We start from the raw sequence: 23744 nt of genomic DNA, 5'->3' as shown, positions 1-23744 counted from the left end.
TGGCCAGGAACTTCTTGAGTTTTCTCTATCTCGTCAGTGCTCTCTTTTGGCTCAAATGAAAGATCAACACAACCTAGGACACCGCACCCACACCTAAAACGCTGGTCGCGTCAGTGTTGCGGAGCAATGTAACCCAGGCGCTCACCCTAACCTGAAACAACTAATATCCTGGCATCCGAATCCGAAGGAGAGCCGGAAAACCGAGTAGGACACGGATCCCTACCACTTGCCCTCAAAGCCCTAAAGGTGGCGAGAACCGGGCCTGCGCTATTGAGGTTATTGAGGATCTCGCCAAGCGCTGCGAAGCCTTGCCCAACACCTGAATTAGAGTCATCCCAATTTCAGTCAGACTTCTTTAGGGTTTCATTTCCAAATTTCTTCTATCCAATAGATTTTGCAACCACACCTGAATATCGCGCAGACTCTCCGGGGAAACTTCATGGCCCATCTCGTACTCGCGATAGGTGAAGTTCAGTGGCAGCGGGGCAAAATAATCCCTGATCTGGCGGCCAAAAGCAATCGGCAAAACAGCATCAGCAGTGCCATGAACCACCAGGATGGCCAGGTGTTTCATCCGCTCCGGCTCCACCGCCTCGGCCAGGATCTCTGGAGATAGGCGCCCACTCATTGCCACCACCCCCGCCAGCTTCTCCGGCTGGGTCAGAGCCAAGTACAGGCTCATGATCGCCCCCTGGCTAAACCCCAGCAAATACACCTGCCTGGGATCCAAGGCAATATCCGGGATCCCATTGGGCAGCGCCTGTTCCAGAAAGCGGCTCAGGAGCTTGAGGCTATTGCGCGCTTGCTGGGGATCCCCCACCAGCCCTTCTGGCGTCCAGGCCATTTCAAACCAGGCAAACCCGCCCACACTCCCGCCCACACTCCAAGGAATAGGGGCTCTCAAGCTAATCACCGCCAACCGGGGATCCAGATAGGGGGCCAACTGGAACAAATCCCCCTCGTGGCTGCCGATCCCGTGCAGCATCACCAACACAGGTGCGGATCCCAAGCCGACCTGTCGAGGCGGCTGAAAGCGGTAGGTGAGGGGCAAAGAAGAAGGCACGCAGCGGATCCTCAAAGGCGGAGACAAGGTATGGCCGGCCTACGCCCAATCCTGGGGCTGGCGGAGCACCTGGTAGAGCTTAGCTTCCCACGTGTCCGGTTGCGGCTCGTAGCCATATTCCCAGCGCACCAATGGCGGCAAAGACATCAAAATCGACTCGGTGCGGCCCTGGGTCTGGAGTCCAAAGATCGTGCCGCGGTCATAGACCAAGTTGAACTCCACGTAGCGCCCGCGACGATAGAGCTGGAATTGCCGTTCTCTCTCCCCCCATTCCATCCCCTGCCGCCGCTCCACAATCGGCACATAGGCCGGCAAGAAGGCTTCGCCACAGGCTTGCACCAACTGGAAAAGATGTTCCCAACTGCGGGATCCCACCCGCACCTGTAACGATGGTGGCTCAGAAGCCAGTTGTTCGGGATCCCCTTCCGCCTGACCTTCGGGCCGATAGAGCAGCCCAGGGCGTTCATCCTGATAGTCGAAGAAAATGCCGCCAACACCGCGCGCCTCGCCGCGATGGGGTAGGAAAAAGTAGCGATCGCACCAGATCTTGAAAACTGGGTAGTAGACGGGATCCAAGCGGTCACAGGCTGCCTTGAGGGTGCGGTGAAAATGGGCCGCATCCTCCTCAAACAGGTAATAGGGGGTGAGATCCATCCCGCCCCCAAACCACCAAACCGGCCCCGCCTCGAAATAGCGATAGTTCAGGTGTACCGTCGGCACATAGGGGTTGCGAGGATGCAACACCATAGAGGTGCCTGTGGCGTAGAAAGGATGCCCTGCCGCTTCTGGACGCTGTTTCAGAATCGAAGGGGGCAGATGGGATCCGAACACCTCGGAAAAATTGACTCCCCCCTGCTCAAACACGTCTCCCTGCTGAATGACCCGCGAGCGCCCGCCCCCTCCTCCAGGGCGTTCCCAACGGTCTTCCCGAAACTTGGCTTTTCCGTCTAGGGCCTCCAGACGGGCACAGATGTCATCTTGTAGGCGCTGCATGAATTGGCTCACCTGTTGACGGGCATCCACTGGCAGCGCTGTAGGGCTTGAGGCCAGCATCATAGTCTTCCAATCTCTCGAAACTCGATAAAAACCTCTCCAGCCCCCATCAAACCTCTCAGACTGGGAGAGCCGAACTGCCAAACTGAAGAGTTCTAACCTGGCCGGGCAAGAAACTCCCTGGAAATCCAGGCCGCTCTTGGATCTTACGTGGGAACCGCCTCATAGGGACGAAGTCGCGCCCATTTGTTCCGTTCCTCGCGAAAGCTCTGGCAGCCCACCACATCCCATTCCATCTCGGTGCCCCCATTGCGGATATTGACATTGATCTGGGGGCCCTGCGGCTCAAAATCCGGCGTCAGTGTGAGATGAGGTTGCTGATGCTGCGCTTCCACGGCATGGTAGGTGGTACAGCGATCCACGTAGTAGCAGTGAATACAAATACACATGGCTGCTGCCTGCAAGAAACGGTTCCCAATCTTGAGGGTAGCATCCTGCCTCCTTCCAGACGGCGGATCCCCTCTTTCTCAGCCGATTCTTGAGATATTTCTTAGCAAAGAGAGGCATCTTCTCGTCTCTCGTCTAAAATCTCGACATATTTCTCAGGCTGAGGCTTGATCTGCCCTTAGGATCAAACCATCCAGGCTATCCAGAGGAACTGCCATGAACACTCACACCCGCTACCGCTTCACCTGTACCCTCTCCTTTGGAGATATCTACGGCCAGATCATCATTTGGCTGATTGTCATCTTTGCCAGCTTGGCCGCTGCCCTCTCCCTGATGAATAGCCCCCTCTACGCTTTTCTCACCATTGCCCTGATTTTGGTGATTTCTCTGCCTTTCCTGCTCTTCGCCTTCGTGACCACCCTGCTCAACCACATCGAGTTTGCCGTTGTCCCCCCTGAGGAAGAGGAAAATCGCGCTGCTGCTGCGGCTAAGTCGCCCGTGGCCGTCAGCTAGAAGCAACTGGCAGTCGGTTGGCGCTTGTCGGATGGATCCCTTGCCCCAAAGACACCCGTGCTGACTTGAAAAAAACCGCGGCTCTCTTGGTCTAGCGCTTGGGTTGGCTCCTGCAAGGCAAGCAGGTGGATGACTTTTTATTTGCAATTGTTTTACGATTGTTAATGTTAGGACTGTAAGGCACAGCTTTTTCCAGCCTTGTCCAGGTCTGCGGCTGAGCTACAGGCACCCTGTTGTGGGCAAAAGGGAGCTACGGCTCGGCTGTGGCGAGGCAGGGACTGGCTTCCTGCTCAGCAAGTTTTGGGAAAAGCGTTGAGTCGGCTTAGAAGAGGACTGGGTGTTTTGGGGCAGATGAAAAGTAGCTTGGTGCAGCTCGATTATCGAGTTTATAAGTTGGCGCGGCTGTTGAGCGAATATCTGGAGTTGGGGGAATGGGTTGCCCTGTCTGCTGGTTCGCTGGGTGAAGAGCCTTCCGGTAACGAACATCAGGCTTGGCTTGGCAGATTTTCAGCTTACCTGTCAGAGTCGGAGCAGGGTTCTTGCCCTGGCGTCGGTGAACGGGATCCCGTAGGCTAGGTAGGCCCTCCCCCACTGCACCCAACATGCGGATCCCTTCTTGGTGGCCGAAGCTCAGTTTTCAGGTTTGGCTAATCTTTGTCGGTCGGCTGCTTTCCCAAACCGGAACCGGCTTTACCCTGTTTTATGCCACCCTCTTTTTTGTCAATCAGGTAGGGCTGACCGCCACCCAAGTGGGCTTGGGGCTGGGCATTATGGCTTTTGCCGGGGTGTTTGGCCGCATCCTGGGCGGCTCGATGGCCGATGGAGCTTGGGGGCGCCGCTCCACTTTGATCCTCTCCCTGGCCATTTCCAGCTTGGGGTCGTTTGGGTTTGCGCTCTCCCATAACTTCTGGAGTTTTGCTCTGGCCAATGTGGCTGCAGGTTTGGGGCAGGGGTTGTACTGGCCGCCTGCAGAAGCGATTGTAGCGGATCTAACCACCCGCGAGCAGCGCAACGAAGCCTACGCCCTCAACCGTCTGGGGGACAACTTGGGCCTCAGCCTTGGGGTGGCTATGGCCAGCACGCTGGTGGCTCTGACGGGGGCCTATCGGCTCTTGTTTGTGATCGATGGTGTCACTTTTCTGATCTTTCTGGCGGTGCTTTGGTTTTTTATCCGGGAAACTCGGGCGACTTGTCCGGCAGCAGAGCCGGTGTTGGCAGGTTGGAAAACCGCTCTCAGGGATCGCTCCCTCTTGGTGTTTGGCCTGTCGAATATCCTGTTCACCACCTATGTCGCTCAGCTCAGCAGCAGCATGCCCCTCTACTTCCGCAATGGGGTAGGGATCCCAGAGGTGCAAATCGGCATTTTGTTTGCCTTACATGGGGCCTTGGTTGCTCTGCTGCAGATGCCGGTGGCCCGTTGGCTGAATCGCCGGACGCGCATTCAAGGGTTGCAGGGATCCGCCCTGATGTGGGGGGTAGGATTTCTCTTGGTTTGGCTTAGCGGTCTGGCGGCGGGATTGGGGTCGGTGGTGGCAGTCTTGGCGCTGGCGGTGCTCTCTTTGGCGTTGGTGAGCTACAACCCCTCTGCCTCTGCTTTGGTGGCGGATTTGGCACCGGATCACTTGCGGGGAGTGTATCTGTCGGTCAACTCTCTTTGTTGGTCGGCGGGGTTTGCCCTTGGCCCGATGATTGGGGGGATGGCCTTGGACTTGCCGCAACCGTGGGCAAGCGGGCTGTGGATCTTTTGGGTGATCACCGTCAGTTGGGTTTGGGGGATCCTCGGCTTTCTAAACCGCATTCTGCCCTGCAAGGTGAATAGAACCGCAGCGCCTCTGGTGATGGAGCCCGCTCCCCTCGGTGATGCGGAACGCTAGAGCCTAGAAAGGAGACAGATCTCGGGATCCCAATCTTGGCCAACAGTTTGCCAGGGTATGGATGATGACTTTTAGATGGAATAGATAGAACGCCAGGGATCCCTGGCTAGCGCTGAAATTGCAGGGCCTTTCCCCGCACCGAGGGATCCACACGGCCATTTTGAAAGGCGATCTGCCCGCCCACGAGGGTTAGCAGTGGCCAGCCTACCAGCTCCCACCCTTCAAAGGGGCTCCAGCGGCATTTGGTCAACAGTTCTTCTCGCCGCACCGGCTTGGGGGTATGGCGATCCACCAACACCAAGTCAGCATCGTAGCCCACTTGCAGTCGTCCTTTGTTAGGGATCCCGTAGAGGCGGGCCGGCGCCTCACACATCCACCGCACCACCTGCGCCAGCGTACAACGCCCCTGCTGGGCTGCCGTCAACATCAGAGGCAAAGCGGTTTCCACGCCGGGCATACCGGAAGGGGAGTGGGGATAGGGCTGAGCCTTTTCTTCCAAAGTATGAGGGGCATGGTCGGTGGCAATGCAATCCAGGATCCCGTCGTGCAGCCCCTGCCACAGTTGGGCCAGGTTAGCGGGATCCCGCAGGGGGGGGTTCATCTGGGCCAGGGATCCCAGACGAGCGTAATCGGCGGTGCTGAGCAGTAGGTGTTGGGGGGTCACCTCTGCCGTCACCCAAGCTGGCTTGTGCTGGCGCAGCAGCTCGACCTCTAGACCGGTGGAAAGGTGCAAAATGTGTAGGCGATGGCGGTAGCGGGTGGCCAAGTCCAAAGCCCGCCGTGAGGCGATCAGGGCCGATTCCTCGTCCTGAATTTGCGAGTGAACAGCTACGTCTGTGCGTCCGGCAAACAGGGCCTTACGAGCTGTGATGCGAGACAAATCTTCGGCATGGACGGCAATTAAAAAGTTGGGATCCGTTTCCCCGAAAATCCGTTCTAGCGCCGCCTGATCATCCACCAAGAGGGGGCCATGCATGGATCCCATGAAGATTTTGATGCCACAGGCTCCCTGCACCGTTTGCAGCTCTTTTAGGTTATCGGCAGTGGCCCCGATAAAAAAGCCGTAATTGACTACACACTTGCTGGCCGCACGGGCCAGCTTGTCATCCAGCGTCGCTTGGTCAATCGTCAGGGGGTCGGTGTTGGGCATCTCCAAAAAGCTGGTCACCCCGCCCCGGGCACAGGCCCAGGATCCCGTCTGCAGGTCTTCTTTGTGCTCGCGGCCAGGCTCGCGAAAGTGAACTTGGGGATCGATAACCCCCGGCATCAGGGTATGGCCCTCAGCGTCAATGATCCTTGCCACCCCTTCTGGCGAGAGGTTTGGGCCGATTTGGGCAATGCGCCCCTCCCGCACCAGCACATCTCCCCGCCAGGGATCCCCTTCCGGCACCAGCAGCTCAGCATTTCGGATCAGCAAATCGCCAGACAAAGCTCCGCCCTCCCTCAAAGGCGCTCTCAGAATAACACCAACCCCAGTCGGAGCGCGTTAAGAATTGGCTGAGCACCACTTCATCTGCAAAAGGGCTGTAATCTGGGATGGGGGCTAAGATCGGTAGGATGTCCGACAAGGGGCTGTAGCTCAGATGGATAGAGCAAGCGCCTCCTAAGCGCTAGGTCGGCGGTTCAAGTCCGCCCAGTCCCGTCTCCTCAAGCCACCAAATCTCGCCCAGGCAAGTCAATGATAAAGGTTGCAGGAGTTGTGCAGGTCGTAGCCAGAGACCAGAACCTCTTGCTGGCGATCCCCGAGGCCAATGTCACAGCGCAGGGGATCCCCACCAGCAGTTGTGTAGGTGTAAGACTCAGTCATCCAACGAATGCCGCTTGGGCCAGGTGTGGGAGGAACAACTTCGGGGAGACGATAGTTGGGGGCTTGCCAGGGATCTTGCAGATAACGATCCCCGTGGATCCCTCCGAATTGAATATCGGCGTAGCTGGAAGGATAAACCGTAAAATCCATGCGGAAGATTTCTGAAGCGCGGCCAATGGTCGCCAAAGCTGTTTGGGCTTCAGCAACTCTGGAGCGGCGAATGTGGTTGAGCAGGTTGGGAATGGCCACCGCGCAGAGAGTACCGACAATCACGATGACCACCAGCAACTCGATCAATGTCATGCCACGAGGAGCCGCAGTGGCCAGACGGAAAAGGATTCTCCTGAGATAGACTTCATGAAGGGAAAACCGATTCATGACAGCCTCAGCCCCACTTTGGGAGAAATCAGGCACCCGGCTAAACCCGAAGGATCTTGCCCTGGTATTCAAGCCTTTTCTTGGTCTCAGGTTACCCTTCGCAGACCCAAAACTTTCCCTGTCAAATCACGCGAACTCCTGAATCCAAAACCTCACTGGCTATCAACTGTGGGTAAGTTTTTTATAAACTGGCCTCAAGTTTTAAGCTCAGATAAAGCTGGGTTCACTGTGAACTATTTTCGCGGTTGTCTGTGGGGTGGCACTTGCTGCCGCCGCGGACTCTCATGGGTCATTCGTTTTTGGGAGCTCAGCAGATGAATTTATCCTCTCTCATTTGGTCAGGGAGGTCAGGCTTACTCTCGGAGCAAGATTGCCAGACAGCGGCGAATCAATACCTCGCTCATGCGTTGGCGGTAAAGGGCGCTGGCCCGAAAATCCGCGATCCAGCCGTGGGCTTGCTCTGCCAAAAGTTGGGGAAGATGTTCTGGATCGGGCCGGGATCCCATCTGGATCAGTTGTGGGGGCGAAAGGGCGGCATTGAGCCCGAAGCGATAGTTGCCTGAGTCGGGATCGCGCGATCCGGCAACGATCACCAGGGCGGGATCCGTTTGGGTGATGCCGAGCCGCTGAAAGGTGCTGGGGCCGCGCAGCCGTTGGGCCGGGATCCAGATGGATCGCAAGGCTTCGCCCGGCTGCAGCAGAGTTTGTTGGGGGCCGATTTGAAAGTCCTGAGCGGGGATGTGGCGCAGGGATCCCTGCAGATCGATCAGCGTGTAGGTGGCCTCAAGGGCGATCAACACGGGCGCTACGACACCGACACTCAGGGCCAGGCAGAGATTTCCCCCTATCGTTGCCAAGTGGGCCACCTTAAAAGAGGCCAAAGACGCCATTCCCTCGCACAGGGCGCGGATCCCTGGCCAATGGGGTGGCCAAGGGTATTGCAGCAGTTGCTGGAAGGTACAGGTTGCCCCCAGTTTTAGCCCTTCTGCGCTGATTTCCAGCTCGTTCCAGTCCAGAGGATGCAAATCGACCAGTCCCCGCAGGTGGGGTTGCGGCTGTGAGAAGAGCCAAGTCCCCCCGGCCAGCCAGTTCCAGCCGGGATCCCATGCGGTCAAGTCCTCAAGCTGTCGGGGACGAATGTAAGTGTGCAGATGGTGCAGATCCATGGGTTCTCTCAGGCAGGGATCCAGACTGCAGGCTTCAGGGGGCTAGAGAGCTTCCTGAAAGCATTGGGCGAGGGCCTGGCATAGCTCAGGGACAACATCAGCAGGCCAAAAACCTTCTCCGCGCCGGCCTTGATGCAATTGCACGTAGAGGCCCCAGGCAGTGGCGCTGCCGCTGGCTATCAGGGTCAAAGCAGGGAAAGTCTGCTCCAGCGTAATGCTCTCCTCCGCCATCAGTTGGGAGGCGATGGCCTCCATATCCTGCTGCAGGCGCTGCACCCCCTGCACAAACGCTTGCCACTCCTCCTGAGTGAGCTCCAGCGCCCAGGTTTCTCCCCCCACCAGCGCAACAAAAGGGGAACGGGTGGGATCCCAGCCCAGCCGCCAGCCGGATCCCTTGTGCAAAGAGGGGCGGCGTCCCGCCGTGGCGATTGGGAACCCGTCGTCGGGAACAGACATGCGAGGAAAAGCATCCATGGTGCTCCGCACCGCTAACGCGACCACTGCAGGTGGGCCAGAAAAGATGCGGGTAAAATCGACAGGGTGTGTTTTAGGATAAAGCGGCCATGGCCAGTTGTCAGCCTCCCACTGCCAAACCTCGCCGGTTTTCAAGGACTTCGTCCTGCAAGCAGAGCACCCTCATTTCCGGCTTGGGCCTGTTGCTGACGGCCTTGGCGCTCCATGCCGCCGACGCGACCGGCGTTGGCGAAGAGACCTTTGCCACGGCGGCCACCCCCGAAAACCCAATCCTGCACATAGGCATTGTGCAACGCTTTGGCCGTTCTGAGACGGATCAGGTGGAGCTGGCAGCGCCGACGGGATCCCTTCTCACCCTGGAATTTGCCCAAGCAGACGGCAGCACCCAAACGCAGCGAACGCCTCGGGTCAGCATTGGCATTGTCAATCGCGCCCTGACCTCCCCGGAAACCGTATATCGTCTAATTCTCAGCAGCCACAAAAGCTTTGAGAGTGCCGAGGCCAATGCCAACCATTGGCAGTCTCTGGGCATCAGCACCGAGATCGCCCAGCCGCAAGAATGGCAGGTGTGGGCCAGCCGCGCCTACACCCCGCAACAACTGGCCCAGATTCAGCAGTATGCCCAGAAAGAAGGGATCCCCCATGTGCGGCTCGAGGTGCAGGAGCGGCGAGAACGGGCGGAGCTGAGCTGGATCCATGAACACTTTCGCTACCACCGCACCCGCCTCAGGGTGACCTCTGATGCCGGCTATCTACGGGTGAACGACCACTACTATGCCGGATCCATCACCTTTCAGCCCAATGCCTACGGCAGCTACACTGTGGTCAATGCCGTGCCTCTGGAAACCTATTTGCGGGGGGTAGTTCCCCACGAGGTGGGGCCAGGGGCCCCTTTTGCCGCGATGGCCGCCCAGGCGATTTTGGCGCGCACCTACGCCCTCAAGAACCTCCACCGCTTTCAGGTTGACGATTATCAGCTCTGCGCCAATACCCATTGCCAGGTTTACAAGGGGTTGACCGGAACTCACCCACGGGCAGACGAAGCCATTCGCCAAACCAGTGGCCTGGTGCTCACCTACAATGGCGAGCTGGTGGATGCTGTCTATTCCTCTACCAATGGCGGCATCTCGGCGGCCTTTGAAGATGTTTGGGACGGGGATCCGCGCCCCTACCTGCGCCGGCAAGCGGATATTGCCCATCAACCGGGTAAGCCCTTGGATTTGCGGCAGGAGAGCAGCTTCCAGGCGTTTTTGGCCCAACGAGAGGGCTTCAACGAAGCAGGGGTATCCCGCCTATTCCGCTGGGAGTTCTCCCTATCTCTGGAGGAGCTGAACACCCAGTTGCGCGCCGGCCAAGACTACCTGGGGATCCCCATGCCCACTTGGAGCAGCATCGCGGGAATGCAGATCCTGGAGCGCTCCGCCAGTGGCCGGGTGCAGGCGATGCAATTGGACTTGCAGACGGCAGAAGGGATCCACTCCATTCTTTTGCGCAAAGATCAGGTGCGCTTGGCTTTTCCCCGCCTGTACAGCACCCTGTTTCGGATAGAGCCTCTCAAACAAGGGGAGCGATTGGCGGGCTATCGCTTTATCGGCGGCGGCTTCGGCCATGGGGTGGGCTTGAGCCAGTACGGCTCCTATACCCTGGCTCGGCAGGGGTTTAACGCGGCGCAAATCCTCGCTTTTTACTACCCCGGCACCACCTTGGCCCCGCTGGGATCCCTCTCCCTGCAGTTGCCTGCCGTCTCAGCAGCCTACTCCGTCCGCTAGAGATTCAGCTAGAAGCCACAGGAGCCCTGCCCTCTGCCCACAGGGCGAGGGTCGGGAGGAATGCAAGGTTGTGTTGATCTTTATATTTGAGCCAAAAGAGAGCACTGACGAGATAGAGAAAACTCAAGAAGTTTCTTGCCAATTTGTCAAAACGAGAAAATAGATGTCGGTACTGCTTTAAGATCAACACGACCTAGCTTAGGGCAACGCTGAAGAACTCCACCGCTTCTGCCAACACGTCCAAAAAGCGATCCACCTCCGCCAAGGTGTTGTACAGGTAAACACTGGCTCGGGCAGTGGACTGTACTCCCAAATAGCAATGGAGAGGCTGAGTGCAGTGGTGCCCTGCTCGAACGGCAATGCCCTGCTCATCCAGCAAGGTAGACAGGTCGTGAGGATGGACGGCCTCCACCGAAAAGCTGACCAGCCCTGCCCGTCGCGCCGGATCCTTGGGGCCATAAACCCTAATACCCGCTATGCGCTGGATCCCGTCCAACAGGTGGGCAATCAACCTTTGTTCGTGGGCATGAACCCGCTCCAGACCGATCTGGCTCAAGTAATCTACGGCTGCCCCTAACCCCACCGCCTGGGCAATCGCCGGCGTACCGGCTTCAAATTTGTGGGGGATATCCGCATAGGTGGCGTGATCCCAGTACACATCGGCGATCATCTCTCCCCCGCCCAAAAAGGGAGGCATCGCTCGCAGCAGCTCCCGCCTGCCGTAGAGGACGCCGATCCCCGTCGGGCCACACATCTTGTGCCCCGAAAAGGCCAGCCAATCGCAATTCAGCGCCTGGACATCCACAGGCATGTGGGGCACGCTCTGGCAAGCATCCAGCAGAACCTTGGCCCCGTAGCGATGGGCCAGCTCAGTCATCTCCTGGACGGGATTGATGGATCCCAGCATGTTGGAGACCTGGGTTACCGCCACCAAGCGGGTGCGGTCGCTGAGCAAAGACCGGTAGTGCTCCAGATCCAGCTCTCCCTCTGGCGTGATCTGGATGAACTTGAGGTGGGCTCCCGTCCTTTGGGCCACCCATTGCCACGGGATCAGGTTGCTGTGATGCTCCATCACCGAGAGGACGATCTCATCCCCCCGCTCCAGATGGCTCAAGCCCCAACTGTAGGCCACCAGATTGATGGCTTCGCTGGCATTGCGGGTGTAAATGATCTCCTGAGGAGAAGGCGCGTTCACAAAACGAGCGATCTTTTCCCGCGCCCCCTCATAGGCATCTGTGGCTTCGTTGCTCAGCGTATGCACCCCGCGATGCACGTTGGCATTGCAGTGTCGATAGTAATGATCCATCGCCTGCAGGACTGCCAGTGGCTTTTGAGAAGTGGCAGCGTTGTCAAAGTAGATCAGCGGGTGGCCGTTGATCTGGCGCTGCAAAATCGGAAAATCTGACCGCACCTGGGCAGCCAGGTCGAAAGAATGATCAAGCTTGAAAGAAGAAAGGGGGGATACCGCCATAGTCTGCGCAAAAGGCCTGCTTCCCTCAGTATGACATTGCTTCCGGCCAGCCCTCGGCCAACCCCTCTGCCCAAACCGTTGCAACGGCCAGGGATCCCTTCCGCCCTGACCTGAAAGCGAAACTTGTCACAAAATGTAACCTGATGTTAAGATTAGTTACAGCAATCGATATGAGGTATTGACAATGCAATCTTCTCCCAGGATCCCTTCTCGCTTGGACTCCGCTTCTGTTGCCCAGTACTACGACACCACCAACGACTGGATTCCGGGCTGGACGGAGCAAGCAGAGCGTTGGAATGGACGCTTGGCCATGTTGGGCTTGGTGATCAGCATCGCTACGGAAGCGGCGTTGGGCCACAGTGTTTTTGCCAGCACTCTCGCCCAGTGGCTAGGTCTGCAATAACCTGCAATAATCTGTCAAAGAACTTTTCGGTAGAGCCACATCGGGCATCTCACAGACTTTCTCTTCGGCTTTGAGATGTTACAGCTCTACCCTTTTTGGGAGCTTTTTCATCCTTCAATCCCTATCTTGACAATCCAATGATGCTTGACAATCCCTTCCTCCCCTACATTGCCGTAATGGTGGCCGGGTTGGTGGCTGCTGTTGTGATTGGTTCGATGGCTTTCTTCAACTCCAAGCGCCCTGCCGGTTGGGAGAGTGCCAGTCGCCCGCGGTATGTGCCGCAGTACGGTCAAGATGGCGATACCCCGCCGGAGTGGGAGATTGGCTGGACGGAGAAGGCGGAGCGATGGAACGGACGGCTGGCCATGCTGGGGTTTGCCATCAGTGTTGTGGTAGAGGCCATAGTGGGCCACAGCGTGTTTGCCTCTGCACTGGGGATCCGCTGATCCCAGTTGAAAGCTGTCTGATGGCTGGAAGAATTGGAAAATGGCAGCCGGAGAGCTCCGCCTCTCTTCTTCTGGCTTTGACTAAGCCTTTGCCAGTACCCCAAGCTGGAGCTGGCCGCAGATGCAAGTCACTGCTGGCCTTCAGCCTTTACCACTGGATAATCTTTTTCTGAACAGCTGTCATGCACATGGCAACGCGGGCGTTGATCTCATCCTCAGAGCCGAAAATATCTAGCTTTTCTTTGAGCCTTTGGATACAGTTTTGTACGGTCTTCTTGCTGGTGTGAATGCGATCGGCAATGGCTTGGTCGGTGAGGGCTTCTTTGCAGAGCAAATTCAAGACCTCAATTTCTCGTTCCGTCAGCTTCGTAAGACCGCGCAACTCCCGCGGCATGCGCAATTCTCCATTCAGGGCGCTTTTGGCCCCCTCCAGAAACACGGTGCGCCGTTCCATTTTGTTGACCGCGGCAAACCCACCCTGGTGTTTGCTGATCAGGCCCACCAATGGAGTTAGCAGCAGCGGCTCGCTGGAATAGGCCATCACATTTAGGGTGGGGTAGTTCTCAAAGATATGACGCAGGAACTCTAGGCCAGGCTCGGCAGACTGCTCCCCGCTGGTTTGACCGTAGAGCAGATCGGCTACAACCAAGTCCGGTTGTTCCCGCTGCAAGCGCAGGATGGCGTCCATAGGGTTGGTGACCGTAATGCACTGAGCATCGGCTGCAATCCGTTGCAGCCACTCACAGTTGTTCTGGGCCACCTCTGGATGATCTTCGACGATCAAAAACTTGAGCGGGGCAGTGGCGCTTTCAACCTCGGGCATCAATCCACTCCTCTAAATCCTTATCTTGTAGTCCATTCTCTGCCGAGCGAGCTTGGCCGAGATGCGTTCGTCGGTAAGGGATCCGTCTGCAAGCATAGCTCCCAGCCGACTACCCCAGTGTAGCCTCAGGTAGGGGCTTAGAGGTGAGCCTGGGGGGTGGGAAAGGACAGGTTAGGCTAGAGGGTGACGTCAACCGGATCTGAACTGTGGTACCCCTGCAAGATCGCAACCCAACCACCCGCACAGCCTATGTCACTTATGCCCTGGTGATCGTTAACATCTTAATTTTTCTGTACCAGCTAACCCTGTCGCCACAAGAGCTGGCAGCTTTTTTCCGGGAGTGGGCAGTGGTACCGATAGAGTTGACGGCCAGTTTTCGAGGGGAGATCACCTCTTCGTCGCGTCCAGAATGGGTAACCCTATTCACCTCACAATTTCTGCATGGGGGCTTTCTCCACATTGGCGGGAACATGCTTTTTTTGTGGGTTTTCGGCAACAACGTTGAGGATCGCTTGGGCCATGTGCGCTACCTCATCTTTTACCTGGCTTGCGGAGCTTTGGCTGCGCTAACGCAGTGGTTTTTCGATATGGGATCCCCCATTCCTTCACTGGGGGCAAGTGGTGCCATTGCCGGCGTATTGGGAGCCTATATTTTGCGCTTTCCACGGGCCGAGATCCTAACCTTGGTGCCCTTGGGTATTTTTATCACAACCCTCTACATTCCAGCTTGGGTGTTCCTGGGCTTTTGGTTCATCCAGCAAGCCTTCTACGGCATTGCCAGCCTACAGACGCCTACCAACATCGGTATGCAGGGTGGGGGGATTGCCTATTGGGCCCATGCGGGCGGTTTTGTGTTTGGGGCCATTTTGGGGCCGCTGATGGGGTTGTTTTCCGGCAAAAGCCCTTATGACCGCCAAATGACTTGGCAACAACGTGACAGGGATCTGTTTTGATTTGATCAGCTTTGATACTTTCTCAGTCTATTGTTAATCGGATAGCAGCGTGATGGGAGAAAGCCATGGTCAGTCTATCTGCCAAGCCTCTAACTCTGGAAGACTTTCTACAACAGCCGGAAACTCAGCCCGCCAGCGAGTTCATCAAAGGAGAAATTATCCAGAAGCCCATGCCACAGGGAAAACATAGCCGTCTCCAACTAAAACTGGGTAGCTTCATTAACGAGATGTTGGAGCCTTCTCAACTGGGAATGGCATTTCCAGAGCTGCGCTGCACCTTCGCCGGATACGCGATTGTGCCCGATATTTCTGTGATCCCCTGGGATCGGATCCCTGTGGATGAAGATGGCACCATTCAAAATCTCATCCCCTTTTGCCCGGATTGGATGATCGAGATTTTCTCTCCCAATCAAAATCAAATGAAGCTGGTCAAAAAAATCCTGATCGGTTTGGCCCACGGCTGCCAAATGGGGTGGGTGGTGGATCCCGAAGAAAGGGTTGTTTTCGCCTACCCTGCCGGGCAGCAGCCGACAGTACATGAGGATCCCCAAGAGGTGATCCCCGCTCCCGCCTTCGCCTCAGGGATCCAACTGACAATCGCAACTTTGTTCGGCTGGATGCAAGTTCAAGCTGGCGAGAGCCACAAGTCCAATGCGGGATAGAAAAAGAGTGGATCTCCTTCCATCCCTCAATTCTCAATTCAAATTCAACATTCAGTTGTTGTAGAGGGCAGGAGCTTGGGCAACCGTCTCACCAGTTTGGGGCAGTTCCTGCCGCAGCAGCGCCACCAAGGCGTTGGTGGATTGGTCGTAGAGGCTGGTCACCAGCTTGGGATAGAGGCCAATGCCGATGATGGGGATCAACAGGCAGGCGATGATGAACACCTCGCGCGGCTCGGCATCCACCAACTCTTCGTGTTCGGTGAGCTCTTTGTTCTCTGGGCCAAAGAAAATCTGCCGCAACATCGACAGCAGGTAGATGGGGGTCAGGATCACCCCAACTGCTGCCAGGAAAACCACCACCAACCGGAAGGGGAGAGAGTAGGCATCGGTGGTGGCCATGCCGATAAACACCATGATCTCGGCCACAAAGCCGCTCATGCCGGGTAGGGCTAGCGAAGCCAGGGAGCAGGCGGTGAACATGGAGAAGATCTTGGGCATCTTCAGGCCAACGCCGCCCATTTCCTCCAGCTCCAGCGTATGGGTGCGGTCGTAGGTGGCCCCCACCAAGAAGAACAGGCTGGCCCCGATCAGCCCGTGGGAGATCATCTGCAGCATGGCGCCGCTCATGCCGATCTCCGTCAGGGATCCGATACCGATGAGCACGAAGCCCATGTGGCTGATGGAAGAATAGGCGATCTTCCGCTTCAGGTTGCGCTGCGCGAAAGAGGTGAGGGCCGCAAAGATGATGTTCACCACCCCCAGCACGATCAGCACTGGCGCAAAGTAAAGATGAGCATCCGGCAGCATGCCCGCATTCATGCGCATCAGGGCATAGCCCCCCATCTTGAGCAGGATCCCGGCCAGCAACATGTGCACCGGCGCAGTGGCCTCGCCGTGGGCATCGGGCAGCCAAGTGTGCAAGGGGAAAATGGGCAGCTTCACCCCATAGGCAATGAGGAAGGCCCCATACATCAGCAGTTGGAAGGTGAGTGGATAGGTCTTGTGGGCCAGATCCGTCATGTCAAAGCTGATGGGATCCCCGTAGAAGGCCATAGCCAGACCTGCCACCAGGATAAACAGGGAGCTGAGAGCCGTGTAGAGGATGAACTTGGTGGCCGCATACAGGCGGTTGTATCCCCCCCAAATGGAGAGGAGCAAGTACACCGGGATCAGCTCCAATTCCCACATCAGGAAAAACAGCAACATGTCCTGCACGGCAAACACCCCGATCTGCCCGCCATACATGGCCAGCATCAAAAAGTAGAAGAGGCGAGGTTTGAGGGTGACCGGCCAAGCGGCCAAGATAGCTAGGGTAGTGATAAACGCCGTGAGCAGGATCAGGGGCATGGAGAGGCCATCAGCCCCCACCGACCAACTCAAGCCCACTTGGGGTACCCAGGTGTAGCGCTCCAGCAGTTGCAAACCTGTCTGGCCGGGATCGTAGCCGACATAGAAGCCGGCCAGCAGAATCAGCAGATCCGTGACCGCAATGAACAAAGCAAACCAGCGGATCCGCTCGGCCAACTTTTGTGCGTAGGCGCGGGTACTGGGATCCCCAGCCGGTGCTGGGATCAGGGGAATAAATAGGGCGGCCAACACAGGGTAAGCGATGACCGTGGTCAGCCAAGGAAACTCGTGCAAGCTGGGCAGCGCCATGGATGTAACCTCGCTTGTGCCATACCATCAGGGGGATCCCTGCCGGCTGCAATCCGACAGCCCTTTACCAGAATCGCCCTTGAGTATCTATGCTTAGCAAATCTACAGGATTATCTTAAGGCTCCCTCTCCCTTTGCGTTGGGATCCCTGGGATGGAGCAGATGCATGGGTGGATGTTGTACCCGAAAATCAAAATATAGTCTTCCACTGTTCTCACAAGGTAACCGATCTCATCATGCCTCAGCCCAAACTGATCATCCACGGCGGAGCCGGCAGCGCCCTGGAAGGGGAAAGCAGCCTGGAAAAAGTGAGGGGATCCCTGCAGCAGGTGGTGGAGAGCACCTACGAGCTGCTGTTGGCTGGGCAGAGTGCCGAGGCGGCGGTGATGCATGCCTGCCAGTTGCTGGAGGATGATCCGCTCTACAATGCCGGGACGGGGTCGGTCTTGCAATCGGATGGGCAAATCCGCATGAGCGCCGCTCTCATGAACGGGGCCACCCAGTCTTTTAGCGGGGTGATCAACGTCAGCCGAGTTCAGCATCCCATCCTCATGGCCCAGGCTCTGCAATCAAGCCCGGATCGCGTGGTGGCCGAACAAGGGGCAGCAGAGCTGGCGCGGGAGCTGCAGTTGCCGGTCTATGACCCGGCCACTCTCAAGCGGGTTCAAGAGTGGGTGCAGTTGCGCCAAACCCATCCCCCAACTAGGGTTCTCACTGCTCTGGCCATGGGCACGGTGGGGGCGGTGGCGCTGGATCAACAGGGGCAAATCTGTGCCGGCACCTCCACCGGCGGGCGGGGGTTTGAACGGGTGGGGCGAGTAAGCGATTCGGCCACTCCAGCGGGAACCTATGCCAGTGCGGCGGCGGGGGTCAGTTGTACTGGTGTCGGGGAAGATATTTTGGATGAGAGCTTGGCGGCGCGGATTGTGATTCGAGTGGAAGATGGCCTCAGCCTGAAGGCTGCCATGGCCAAGTCTTTTCAAGAGGCCCGCCAACGTCGCCGCTCCTTTGGGGCCATCGCTCTATCCTGCTCGGGGGAGATTGCCTGGGATACCACCACCGACCTACTGCTGGCCGCCTATCACGATGGGCAGGGGATCGGCTTGACGATCTAAACTTCTAGCCGGGCTTGCGGGATTAGACCTGGACAAGCCTGAGGCGGTTGGATAAGAGTAGGATAAGAGTAGAAATAGTACTTAAACAAACCAAGTCTGCCCCCTGGCGGGCCACTGTAGAGCGTTTATGGCACTTCACGCGGAGTTGCACCGTCATTTGGGCGGTTCGGTTGTCCCCCGAATTCTGTGGCGCTATTTTCACCGCCAGGGATCCCCTTTGGCAGAGCGCTTTCCCACCTATGCCGAGTTTGAGGAGTTCTACACCCGCCCGCGCAACACCCTCGAGGATTACCTGGAGCTGCACACGCTGGTGGAACAGGTGCAGACCCTGGAAACCCTGCCCTATTTTATCTACCGCCTGCTGCGGGGAGCCTACATCTTTGAGGATCTGGCCTACCTAGAGATTCGCTACACCCCCTACCTGCGCACGGATCCCAGCCTGGATGAGGCGGAGCGCCTCAAGCAGATGCGCCAGGTAATCGAGACGGTAGGACAAGCCAGTCAACAGCGAGAGTATCCCATCGTCACCACCCAGATCGTCTGTTTGCACTCGCGCTTGCCCAGCCACATCAACCGAGCCATGGTGGAAGCTGCCGCCGAGTCGGAGTATGTGTGTGCCATCGACCTGGCCGGAGGAGACAAGCCCTACGGTGAACGGATGGACGAGTGGATTGAGCTGTTCAAGTATGCGCTGGCCCGGGGCCTGAAAACCACTGCCCACCTGTACGAAACTTTGGATGGCTGCTACCCGCAGTTACTGCCCTATGTCTCGCGGATCGGCCACGGCATTCAGATCCCTCTCCACTATCCAGAATTGCTGCCGGAGCTGGCGCGGCGAGGCCAATGCCTAGAAGTTTGTCCCACCACCTATCTAAAAACGGGAACCCTGCCCAGTTTGGAGCCCCTCAAGATTGTCTTTGACCGCTGCTTTGAGGCGGGGGTGGATATCGCCATCTGCACCGACAACGCCGGCTTGCACAATGTGCGGCTGCCGTTTGAGTACGAAAACCTGCTAACCCACGACATCATCGATTTCGAGCAGCTCAAACACTGCCAGGAAGCAGCCTTTCGTCACGCTTTTGCCTGGCCCTACAAGGGGCGTCCGGCCTCATTGTTGTCGGAGTTACAGCAGGGGGTATCTGCTTCTTTGGTGGCTCTCTGATCCCCTCAGCGGGACGGAGTCTTTATTCTTCATCCGAGCTTCTTGAGAATAGGGAAGGGATCCGTAACAGAGACAGGGGCAGCTTTCGCAAGGGAAATAACCGCTTGGATCCCTTGCCCAGAGCGATGCTGAGGGGCATCCGAGGGTGGATGAAGCCCAACAGAATCCAATGCTGAGTCTACTGAGCCAAGCATGAAGGTCTATATCAGTGCCGATATTGAAGGGATTGCCGGCATCAGCCATTGGGATGAGGCCACCATCGGCCAGCCGGGTTACGAGGCATTCCGAGAGCAGATGACCCGAGCAGTGATCGCGGCTTGTGAGGGATCCCTGGCTGCCGGAGCCACGCAGATCACGGTCAAAGATGCCCATGACTCAGGGCGAAACCTCATCCCCGAACGGTTGCCGGAGCCGGTGCAACTCATCCGCGGCTGGAGCGGCCACCCCTACTGTATGGTGCAAGAGTTGGATCGCAGTTACGATGCCCTGCTCCTAATCGGCTATCATGCCCGCGCCGGATCTGCTGCCAACCCCCTCGCCCACACCTACACCACCGAAGTTAGCCAAATCCGGCTGAACGGCCAGGCCATCGCCGAGTTTCACCTGGTCAGCCTCACGGCTGCCTATGAGGGAGTCCCAGTTGTGTTTGTAGCCGGAGATGCGGAGGTGTGTGCCGCAGCGAAAGCTTATGACGCCCACATCGAGACGGTGGTCACCCACAAAGGAATGGGCCAGTCGGTCATTGCGCCACATCCGCAGCAAGTTTTGCGGGCCATCCGCCAAGGTGTAGAGGGATCCCTGAGGCGGCTGTCGGCCTACCGTCCTCGCCCACTGCCGGATCACTTTCAATTGGAAGTGGACTACAAGGATCCCGCTCGGGCCTACCGCAAGTCTTTTTATCCTGGCTGCCGGTGGATTGCCGATTCCACGGTTCGGCTGGAAGTTTCCGAGTGGTTTGAGGTGTTGCGGGCTTTGGAGTTTATCGTGCTCACCTAGCCAGGGATCCAAGCGGCATCTGGATGAGGCGAGCAGCAGCTTCCCTGAGGCTGGTCTCGGAAAGGTCAGACAGCTCAATCCGGGCCCGAAGGCGATTGAAGTTTTGCTGCAGCCCGTGTCGATAGGTGGGGTCGTAGTGCTGCTCCAGCAACTCCTGCACAAACTGCGGCCAGTCTTGGGCGTCGATCAGCTCAAACCAACGCTGCAGGCGGGCCTGGCCAAGACGGGACTTCAGAGGCAGCAATTTCCCCTTTAGCGCTTGGGGGTGAGCAATCCAGTGGGGATAGTGGGCGATTAACCCCTTCACCCGCTCCTCTAGAGGCAACTGCACTTCGACACAGTCGGCTTGGGTAAGGGCTTGCCAAAGGGCAGGCGGCAGATGGAGCTGGCCCACTTTGGCACTCTCAGCTTCTACCCAGACTGGCTTGGCGGGATCCCACTGGAGAAAAACCTGCACCAGTTGACTTTCAAAGCTCTTCTGACTGGGCTGTGGCACCCCCCACTCGGCCCCCAGGAGGGATCCCCGGTGACAGGCCAGCTTTTCCAGATCGAGAACTTGGGATCCCTGTTGGCGCAGATAGTCAAGCAACTGGGTTTTGCCGCTCCCTGTTGGTCCGCAGAGCACTCGGTAGGTAAATTCCTGGGGCAAGATCTGCAGTTGCCGGCGCACCCAGGCCCGGTAGGTTTTGTAGCCACCTTGCAAAACCGTAACCTGCCAGCCCACCTGGGACAACACCAATGCCAAGCTGGCAGAGCGCTGCCCTCCCCGCCAGCAGTAGATTAGGGGCCGGTAATCGCGATCTTTATCGGCAAAATGGGTTTGCAAGTGGCGACTGATGTTCTGGGCCACCAAGCTTGCCCCTCGTTTGCGGGCTGTAAAGGGATCCACCTGCTTGTAGAGCGTGCCCACCTCCGCCCGTTCTGTATCGTAGAGTACAGGCAAGTTGATGGCTCCCGGCCAATGATCCTCTGCGAACTCTGCCGGAGAGCGCACATCGATAATTTCGCTGTAGGTGTGCAGCCAGGGCTCTGCAGTGAAGTGAATCGGAGGAGACACAAACCTGTGGATAGAAATGGCAAGCTGTGTTCTATCTTGGCAGGGTTCTGGCCAAGGCTCACCGCCCCAGCTTTAACTTGGGAGAGCCGAGGTCAAGCGCAGGGTGACCCGAAGGCTTGGGTTGGATATCCCTCTTGATTGGGCTTTTGCTCTTTCTTTGCTCTTTATTGAATTGATTTGCCAGAGGTGCTATGGGATCCTATATTGCGGCAGAACCTTACCCCTATCCCTACAACGGTGACTTACGGCCTGAGAACACCGCCCTGATCGTCATCGATATGCAGACCGATTTCTGCGGGGTAGGTGGCTATGTAGACAAAATGGGCTACGACATTTCCCTCACCCGTGCCCCCATAGAGCCGATCCGACGGGTTTTGGCGGCAATGCGAGCCCTGGGTTTTTTCATCGTGCATACCCGCGAAGGCCATCGCCCCGATCTATCGGATTTGCCGGAAAACAAGCGCTGGCGCAGTCAACGCATTGGGGCAGGCATTGGGGATCCCGGTCCCTGTGGGCGCATCCTGGTGCGAGGGGAACCCGGCTGGGAAATTATCCCGGAACTGGCTCCTCTGCCGGGGGAGGTGATCATCGACAAGCCGGGCAAAGGCGCTTTCTATGCCACCGATCTGGACTTAATCCTGAGGCGCAAAGGCATCCAAAACCTGATCTTGACGGGCATCACCACCGATGTATGCGTCCACACCACCATGCGAGAAGCCAACGACCGGGGCTATGAATGTTTGTTGCTGTCCGATTGCACAGGTGCCACAGACTACGGAAATTATCTCGCCGCTCTGAAGATGATCCAGATGCAAGGCGGGGTTTTCGGGGCAGTTGCCGATTCAGGTGCCTTGATAGCAGTACTTCAGGAACTCAAAACCGACTAGACCTCGATTTCTTTACGTGAGACACCCAAACCAGGAGATCTTGACCAACCATGACTACCACTGCCCAAACTGAAATCTCAACAGCACGGAAAGCCCCCCCGGAACTGGAGGTCGTCAACCTCACCAAGCGATTTGGATCCCTGTTGGCCCTAGACCACGTCTCGATGAAACTCAAGCCGGGATCCCTTCATGCCTTACTTGGGGAAAACGGAGCCGGGAAAAGCACCCTCGTTAAGTGCGTGATGGGCTTTTATCATGCTGACTCTGGCGATGTTTGTATTGACAAGCGAGCTCGTGCCATCCACAGCCCACGGGATGCCTATCACTACGGCATTGGCATGGTGTACCAACATTTCACCTCTGTACCCGCCATGACTGTGGCGGAAAACTTGGTCTTGGCCCGCCCAGATTTGCCTTTGGTGATTGACTGGAAAGAAGAGGAAAAAAAGCTGGCAGATTTTATGGAAACAGCCCCTTTCCAAGTCAACTTGCGGGCTTTTGTTTCCGAACTATCGGCAGGAGAAAAGCAGAAGGTCGAGATCCTCAAGCAGCTTTATTTGAACACCAAGATCCTGATCTTGGACGAGCCTACTTCTGTGCTCACGCCAGAGGAAGCCGACGAAGTCTTGGGCCTTGTGCGTCGTTCGGTGGAAGCTGGCGACCTGAGTGTATTGCTCATTACCCACAAGTTTCGCGAGGTGAATGCCTTTGCCGATGAGGTGACGGTGTTGCGACGTGGGAAGCTGGCCGGCCATGGACAAGTGAAAGATTTATCCACAGCAGAAATGGCCGAAATGATGCTGGGCCGGCAACAGGTGCAGATCCAGTTGGAGAAAGCCTTGGTCAAAGGGGGATCCCCTCTGCTGGAAATTGAAGGGATCCAGGCTGACAAGGACAATGGCTTGCCCGCTGTGCGGGGGGCGACCCTGACTGTTCATGGAGGTGAGATTGTGGGAATTGCCGGCGTTTCCGGCAACGGCCAGCGGGAGTTGATGGAAGTCTTGGCCGGGCAGCGGATGGCTACAGCCGGGCAGATCAAGATCAACGGGCAACTGTACAGGGCCACCCGCGCAGAAATGGTGCGCCACCGGGTTTGCTGTTTGCCGGAGGAACCTCTGAGAAATGCCTCGATCCCCAACATGAGCGTTGGCGAAAACTTGGCCCTGCGTCGTTATGACCGGGATCCTATGGCCAAAGGTTGGATGTTGATCTGGCAAGAGATTTGGCGCTCTGCCCGCGCGTTAATCGAGCAATTTAAGGTGAAAACGCCTGCAGCCCAAACTCCCATCAGCCACCTGTCGGGGGGTAATGTCCAGCGAGCCATTTTGGCACGGGAACTCGCCGGAGATCCACAAATTTTGATCGCCGCCAATCCTTGTTTTGGTCTGGACTTTGCGGCAGTAGATTACATTCACTCGCAGATTGTGGATGCTCGTAACCGAGGAGTTGCCGTCTTGCTGATCAGCGAAGATCTGGACGAGCTTCTCAAGCTCTCCGATCGTTTGCTGGTGATGGCGGGCGGTCGGATCGTCTATGAAAGTCCTATCAGCAGCGTGGATCTCAAAGAAGTTGGCCACAAGATGGGCGGACATTAAGCATTAAGTGATTTGGTAAGTAATCAGCAGTGAAT

The 23744-nt window shown here is 57.2% G+C and carries 24 protein-coding genes, 1 tRNA gene and 1 pseudogene; 14 read left to right on the top strand and 12 right to left on the bottom strand.

Features of this window, described 5'->3' with window-relative positions:
- Window positions 1–355 precede the first annotated feature (355 nt).
- From NW870_RS07490 to NW870_RS07480, 3 genes are all read right to left on the bottom strand, one after another.
- Entirely contained in the window at window positions 356–1063 is a 708-nt protein-coding gene (locus NW870_RS07490) for an alpha/beta hydrolase (protein WP_414374686.1), read from the bottom strand.
- A 39-nt stretch (window positions 1064–1102) separates the two neighbouring features.
- The gene (hemF, locus tag NW870_RS07485) at window positions 1103–2116 is read right to left on the bottom strand and encodes an oxygen-dependent coproporphyrinogen oxidase (RefSeq protein WP_414342234.1); all 1014 of its coding nucleotides are present in this window, start codon (window positions 2114–2116) and stop codon (window positions 1103–1105) included.
- Window positions 2117–2262: 146 nt separating this feature from the next.
- Window positions 2263–2505, bottom strand: coding sequence for a Ycf34 family protein (locus NW870_RS07480; RefSeq protein WP_011434378.1), 243 nt, complete (start codon window positions 2503–2505; stop codon window positions 2263–2265).
- A gap of 214 nt (window positions 2506–2719) precedes the next feature.
- Here NW870_RS07480 and NW870_RS07475 point away from each other — a divergent pair, with 214 nt between their 5' ends.
- The 3 genes from NW870_RS07475 (at window position 2720) to NW870_RS07465 (ending at window position 4890) form a co-directional block, all read left to right on the top strand.
- Complete coding sequence (locus NW870_RS07475; protein WP_414348680.1) at window positions 2720–3016, top strand: hypothetical protein; 297 nt, start codon at window positions 2720–2722, stop codon at window positions 3014–3016.
- Window positions 3017–3367: 351 nt separating this feature from the next.
- Window positions 3368–3592 (top strand): hypothetical protein, encoded by a 225-nt coding sequence (locus NW870_RS07470; protein WP_414374684.1) that lies wholly within the window; start codon window positions 3368–3370, stop codon window positions 3590–3592.
- A gap of 26 nt (window positions 3593–3618) precedes the next feature.
- Window positions 3619–4890, top strand: a complete 1272-nt coding sequence (locus NW870_RS07465) for an MDR family MFS transporter (RefSeq protein WP_414358292.1) — start codon at window positions 3619–3621, stop codon at window positions 4888–4890.
- Window positions 4891–4996: 106 nt separating this feature from the next.
- Here the strand turns inward: NW870_RS07465 and NW870_RS07460 are convergent, their stop codons facing one another.
- Window positions 4997–6319: a dihydroorotase gene (locus NW870_RS07460; RefSeq protein WP_414374683.1), complete on the bottom strand. Its 1323-nt coding sequence runs from the start codon at window positions 6317–6319 to the stop codon at window positions 4997–4999.
- A gap of 139 nt (window positions 6320–6458) precedes the next feature.
- Between NW870_RS07460 and NW870_RS07455 the strand changes: the two genes are divergently transcribed.
- Window positions 6459–6532 (top strand) — tRNA-Arg (locus NW870_RS07455).
- 33 nt (window positions 6533–6565) lie between these two features.
- Here NW870_RS07455 and NW870_RS07450 read toward each other — a convergent pair.
- From NW870_RS07450 to NW870_RS07440, 3 genes are all read right to left on the bottom strand, one after another.
- The gene (locus NW870_RS07450; RefSeq protein ID WP_414374682.1) at window positions 6566–7000 is read right to left on the bottom strand and encodes a type IV pilin protein; all 435 of its coding nucleotides are present in this window, start codon (window positions 6998–7000) and stop codon (window positions 6566–6568) included.
- A gap of 428 nt (window positions 7001–7428) precedes the next feature.
- Window positions 7429–8241: an FAD binding domain-containing protein gene (locus NW870_RS07445; protein ID WP_414374680.1), complete on the bottom strand. Its 813-nt coding sequence runs from the start codon at window positions 8239–8241 to the stop codon at window positions 7429–7431.
- Between the two features lie 42 nt (window positions 8242–8283).
- The gene (locus tag NW870_RS07440) at window positions 8284–8715 is read right to left on the bottom strand and encodes a DUF1818 family protein (RefSeq protein ID WP_414374678.1); all 432 of its coding nucleotides are present in this window, start codon (window positions 8713–8715) and stop codon (window positions 8284–8286) included.
- Window positions 8716–8804: 89 nt separating this feature from the next.
- Between NW870_RS07440 and NW870_RS07435 the strand changes: the two genes are divergently transcribed.
- Window positions 8805–10484, top strand: a complete 1680-nt coding sequence (locus tag NW870_RS07435) for a SpoIID/LytB domain-containing protein (protein ID WP_414374676.1) — start codon at window positions 8805–8807, stop codon at window positions 10482–10484.
- An 85-nt stretch (window positions 10485–10569) separates the two neighbouring features.
- Here the strand turns inward: NW870_RS07435 and NW870_RS07430 are convergent.
- Both NW870_RS07430 and NW870_RS07425 read right to left on the bottom strand, forming a co-directional pair.
- Window positions 10570–10665: pseudogene (locus NW870_RS07430) on the bottom strand (IS5/IS1182 family transposase); the annotation flags it as partial.
- A gap of 12 nt (window positions 10666–10677) precedes the next feature.
- Entirely contained in the window at window positions 10678–11955 is a 1278-nt protein-coding gene (locus NW870_RS07425) for a cysteine desulfurase (protein WP_414374674.1), read from the bottom strand.
- A gap of 184 nt (window positions 11956–12139) precedes the next feature.
- On the opposite strand from NW870_RS07425, the gene NW870_RS07420 reads away from it, so the two are divergent.
- Together NW870_RS07420 and psb35 are read left to right on the top strand one after the other, a co-directional pair.
- Entirely contained in the window at window positions 12140–12358 is a 219-nt protein-coding gene (locus tag NW870_RS07420) for a hypothetical protein (protein ID WP_414374672.1), read from the top strand.
- 137 nt (window positions 12359–12495) lie between these two features.
- Window positions 12496–12804, top strand: a complete 309-nt coding sequence (psb35, locus tag NW870_RS07415) for a photosystem II assembly protein Psb35 (RefSeq protein WP_414374670.1) — start codon at window positions 12496–12498, stop codon at window positions 12802–12804.
- A gap of 148 nt (window positions 12805–12952) precedes the next feature.
- On the opposite strand, the gene NW870_RS07410 is transcribed toward psb35, so the two are convergent.
- Entirely contained in the window at window positions 12953–13627 is a 675-nt protein-coding gene (locus NW870_RS07410; RefSeq protein ID WP_414342386.1) for a response regulator transcription factor, read from the bottom strand.
- A 206-nt stretch (window positions 13628–13833) separates the two neighbouring features.
- Between NW870_RS07410 and NW870_RS07405 the strand changes: the two genes are divergently transcribed.
- Window positions 13834–14580: a rhomboid family intramembrane serine protease gene (locus tag NW870_RS07405; protein ID WP_414374668.1), complete on the top strand. Its 747-nt coding sequence runs from the start codon at window positions 13834–13836 to the stop codon at window positions 14578–14580.
- 65 nt (window positions 14581–14645) lie between these two features.
- Window positions 14646–15242 (top strand): Uma2 family endonuclease, encoded by a 597-nt coding sequence (locus tag NW870_RS07400; protein ID WP_414374666.1) that lies wholly within the window; start codon window positions 14646–14648, stop codon window positions 15240–15242.
- Between the two features lie 51 nt (window positions 15243–15293).
- On the opposite strand, the gene NW870_RS07395 is transcribed toward NW870_RS07400, so the two are convergent.
- Window positions 15294–16898 carry an NAD(P)H-quinone oxidoreductase subunit 4 gene (locus NW870_RS07395; RefSeq protein ID WP_414357523.1) on the bottom strand — a complete coding sequence of 535 codons (1605 nt, stop codon included), beginning with the start codon at window positions 16896–16898 and terminating at the stop codon, window positions 15294–15296.
- Between the two features lie 235 nt (window positions 16899–17133).
- On the opposite strand from NW870_RS07395, the gene NW870_RS07390 reads away from it, so the two are divergent.
- From NW870_RS07390 to NW870_RS07380, 3 genes are all read left to right on the top strand, one after another.
- Entirely contained in the window at window positions 17134–18012 is an 879-nt protein-coding gene (locus NW870_RS07390; RefSeq protein ID WP_414357522.1) for an isoaspartyl peptidase/L-asparaginase, read from the top strand.
- Between the two features lie 127 nt (window positions 18013–18139).
- A complete protein-coding gene (locus NW870_RS07385) occupies window positions 18140–19174 on the top strand; it encodes an adenosine deaminase (RefSeq protein ID WP_414357521.1) in 1035 nt (344 codons plus the stop codon).
- 192 nt (window positions 19175–19366) lie between these two features.
- Entirely contained in the window at window positions 19367–20170 is an 804-nt protein-coding gene (locus NW870_RS07380; RefSeq protein WP_414357520.1) for a M55 family metallopeptidase, read from the top strand.
- Here NW870_RS07380 and mnmH read toward each other — a convergent pair.
- The gene (gene mnmH / locus NW870_RS07375) at window positions 20163–21227 is read right to left on the bottom strand and encodes a tRNA 2-selenouridine(34) synthase MnmH (protein WP_414374664.1); all 1065 of its coding nucleotides are present in this window, start codon (window positions 21225–21227) and stop codon (window positions 20163–20165) included. The genes NW870_RS07380 and mnmH overlap by 8 nt on opposite strands.
- Window positions 21228–21418: 191 nt before the next feature.
- Here mnmH and NW870_RS07370 point away from each other — a divergent pair, with 191 nt between their 5' ends.
- Both NW870_RS07370 and NW870_RS07365 read left to right on the top strand, forming a co-directional pair.
- Window positions 21419–22114, top strand: a complete 696-nt coding sequence (locus NW870_RS07370; RefSeq protein ID WP_011430738.1) for a cysteine hydrolase family protein — start codon at window positions 21419–21421, stop codon at window positions 22112–22114.
- A 50-nt stretch (window positions 22115–22164) separates the two neighbouring features.
- Entirely contained in the window at window positions 22165–23709 is a 1545-nt protein-coding gene (locus NW870_RS07365) for an ABC transporter ATP-binding protein (protein WP_414374662.1), read from the top strand.
- Window positions 23710–23744: the final 35 nt, after the last annotated feature.

The organism is Synechococcus sp. R50.1, from assembly GCF_047462115.1.
Classification (GTDB): Bacteria; Cyanobacteriota; Cyanobacteriia; order Thermostichales; family Thermostichaceae; genus Thermostichus.
This window is presented reverse-complemented; position numbering and strand designations above follow the sequence as displayed.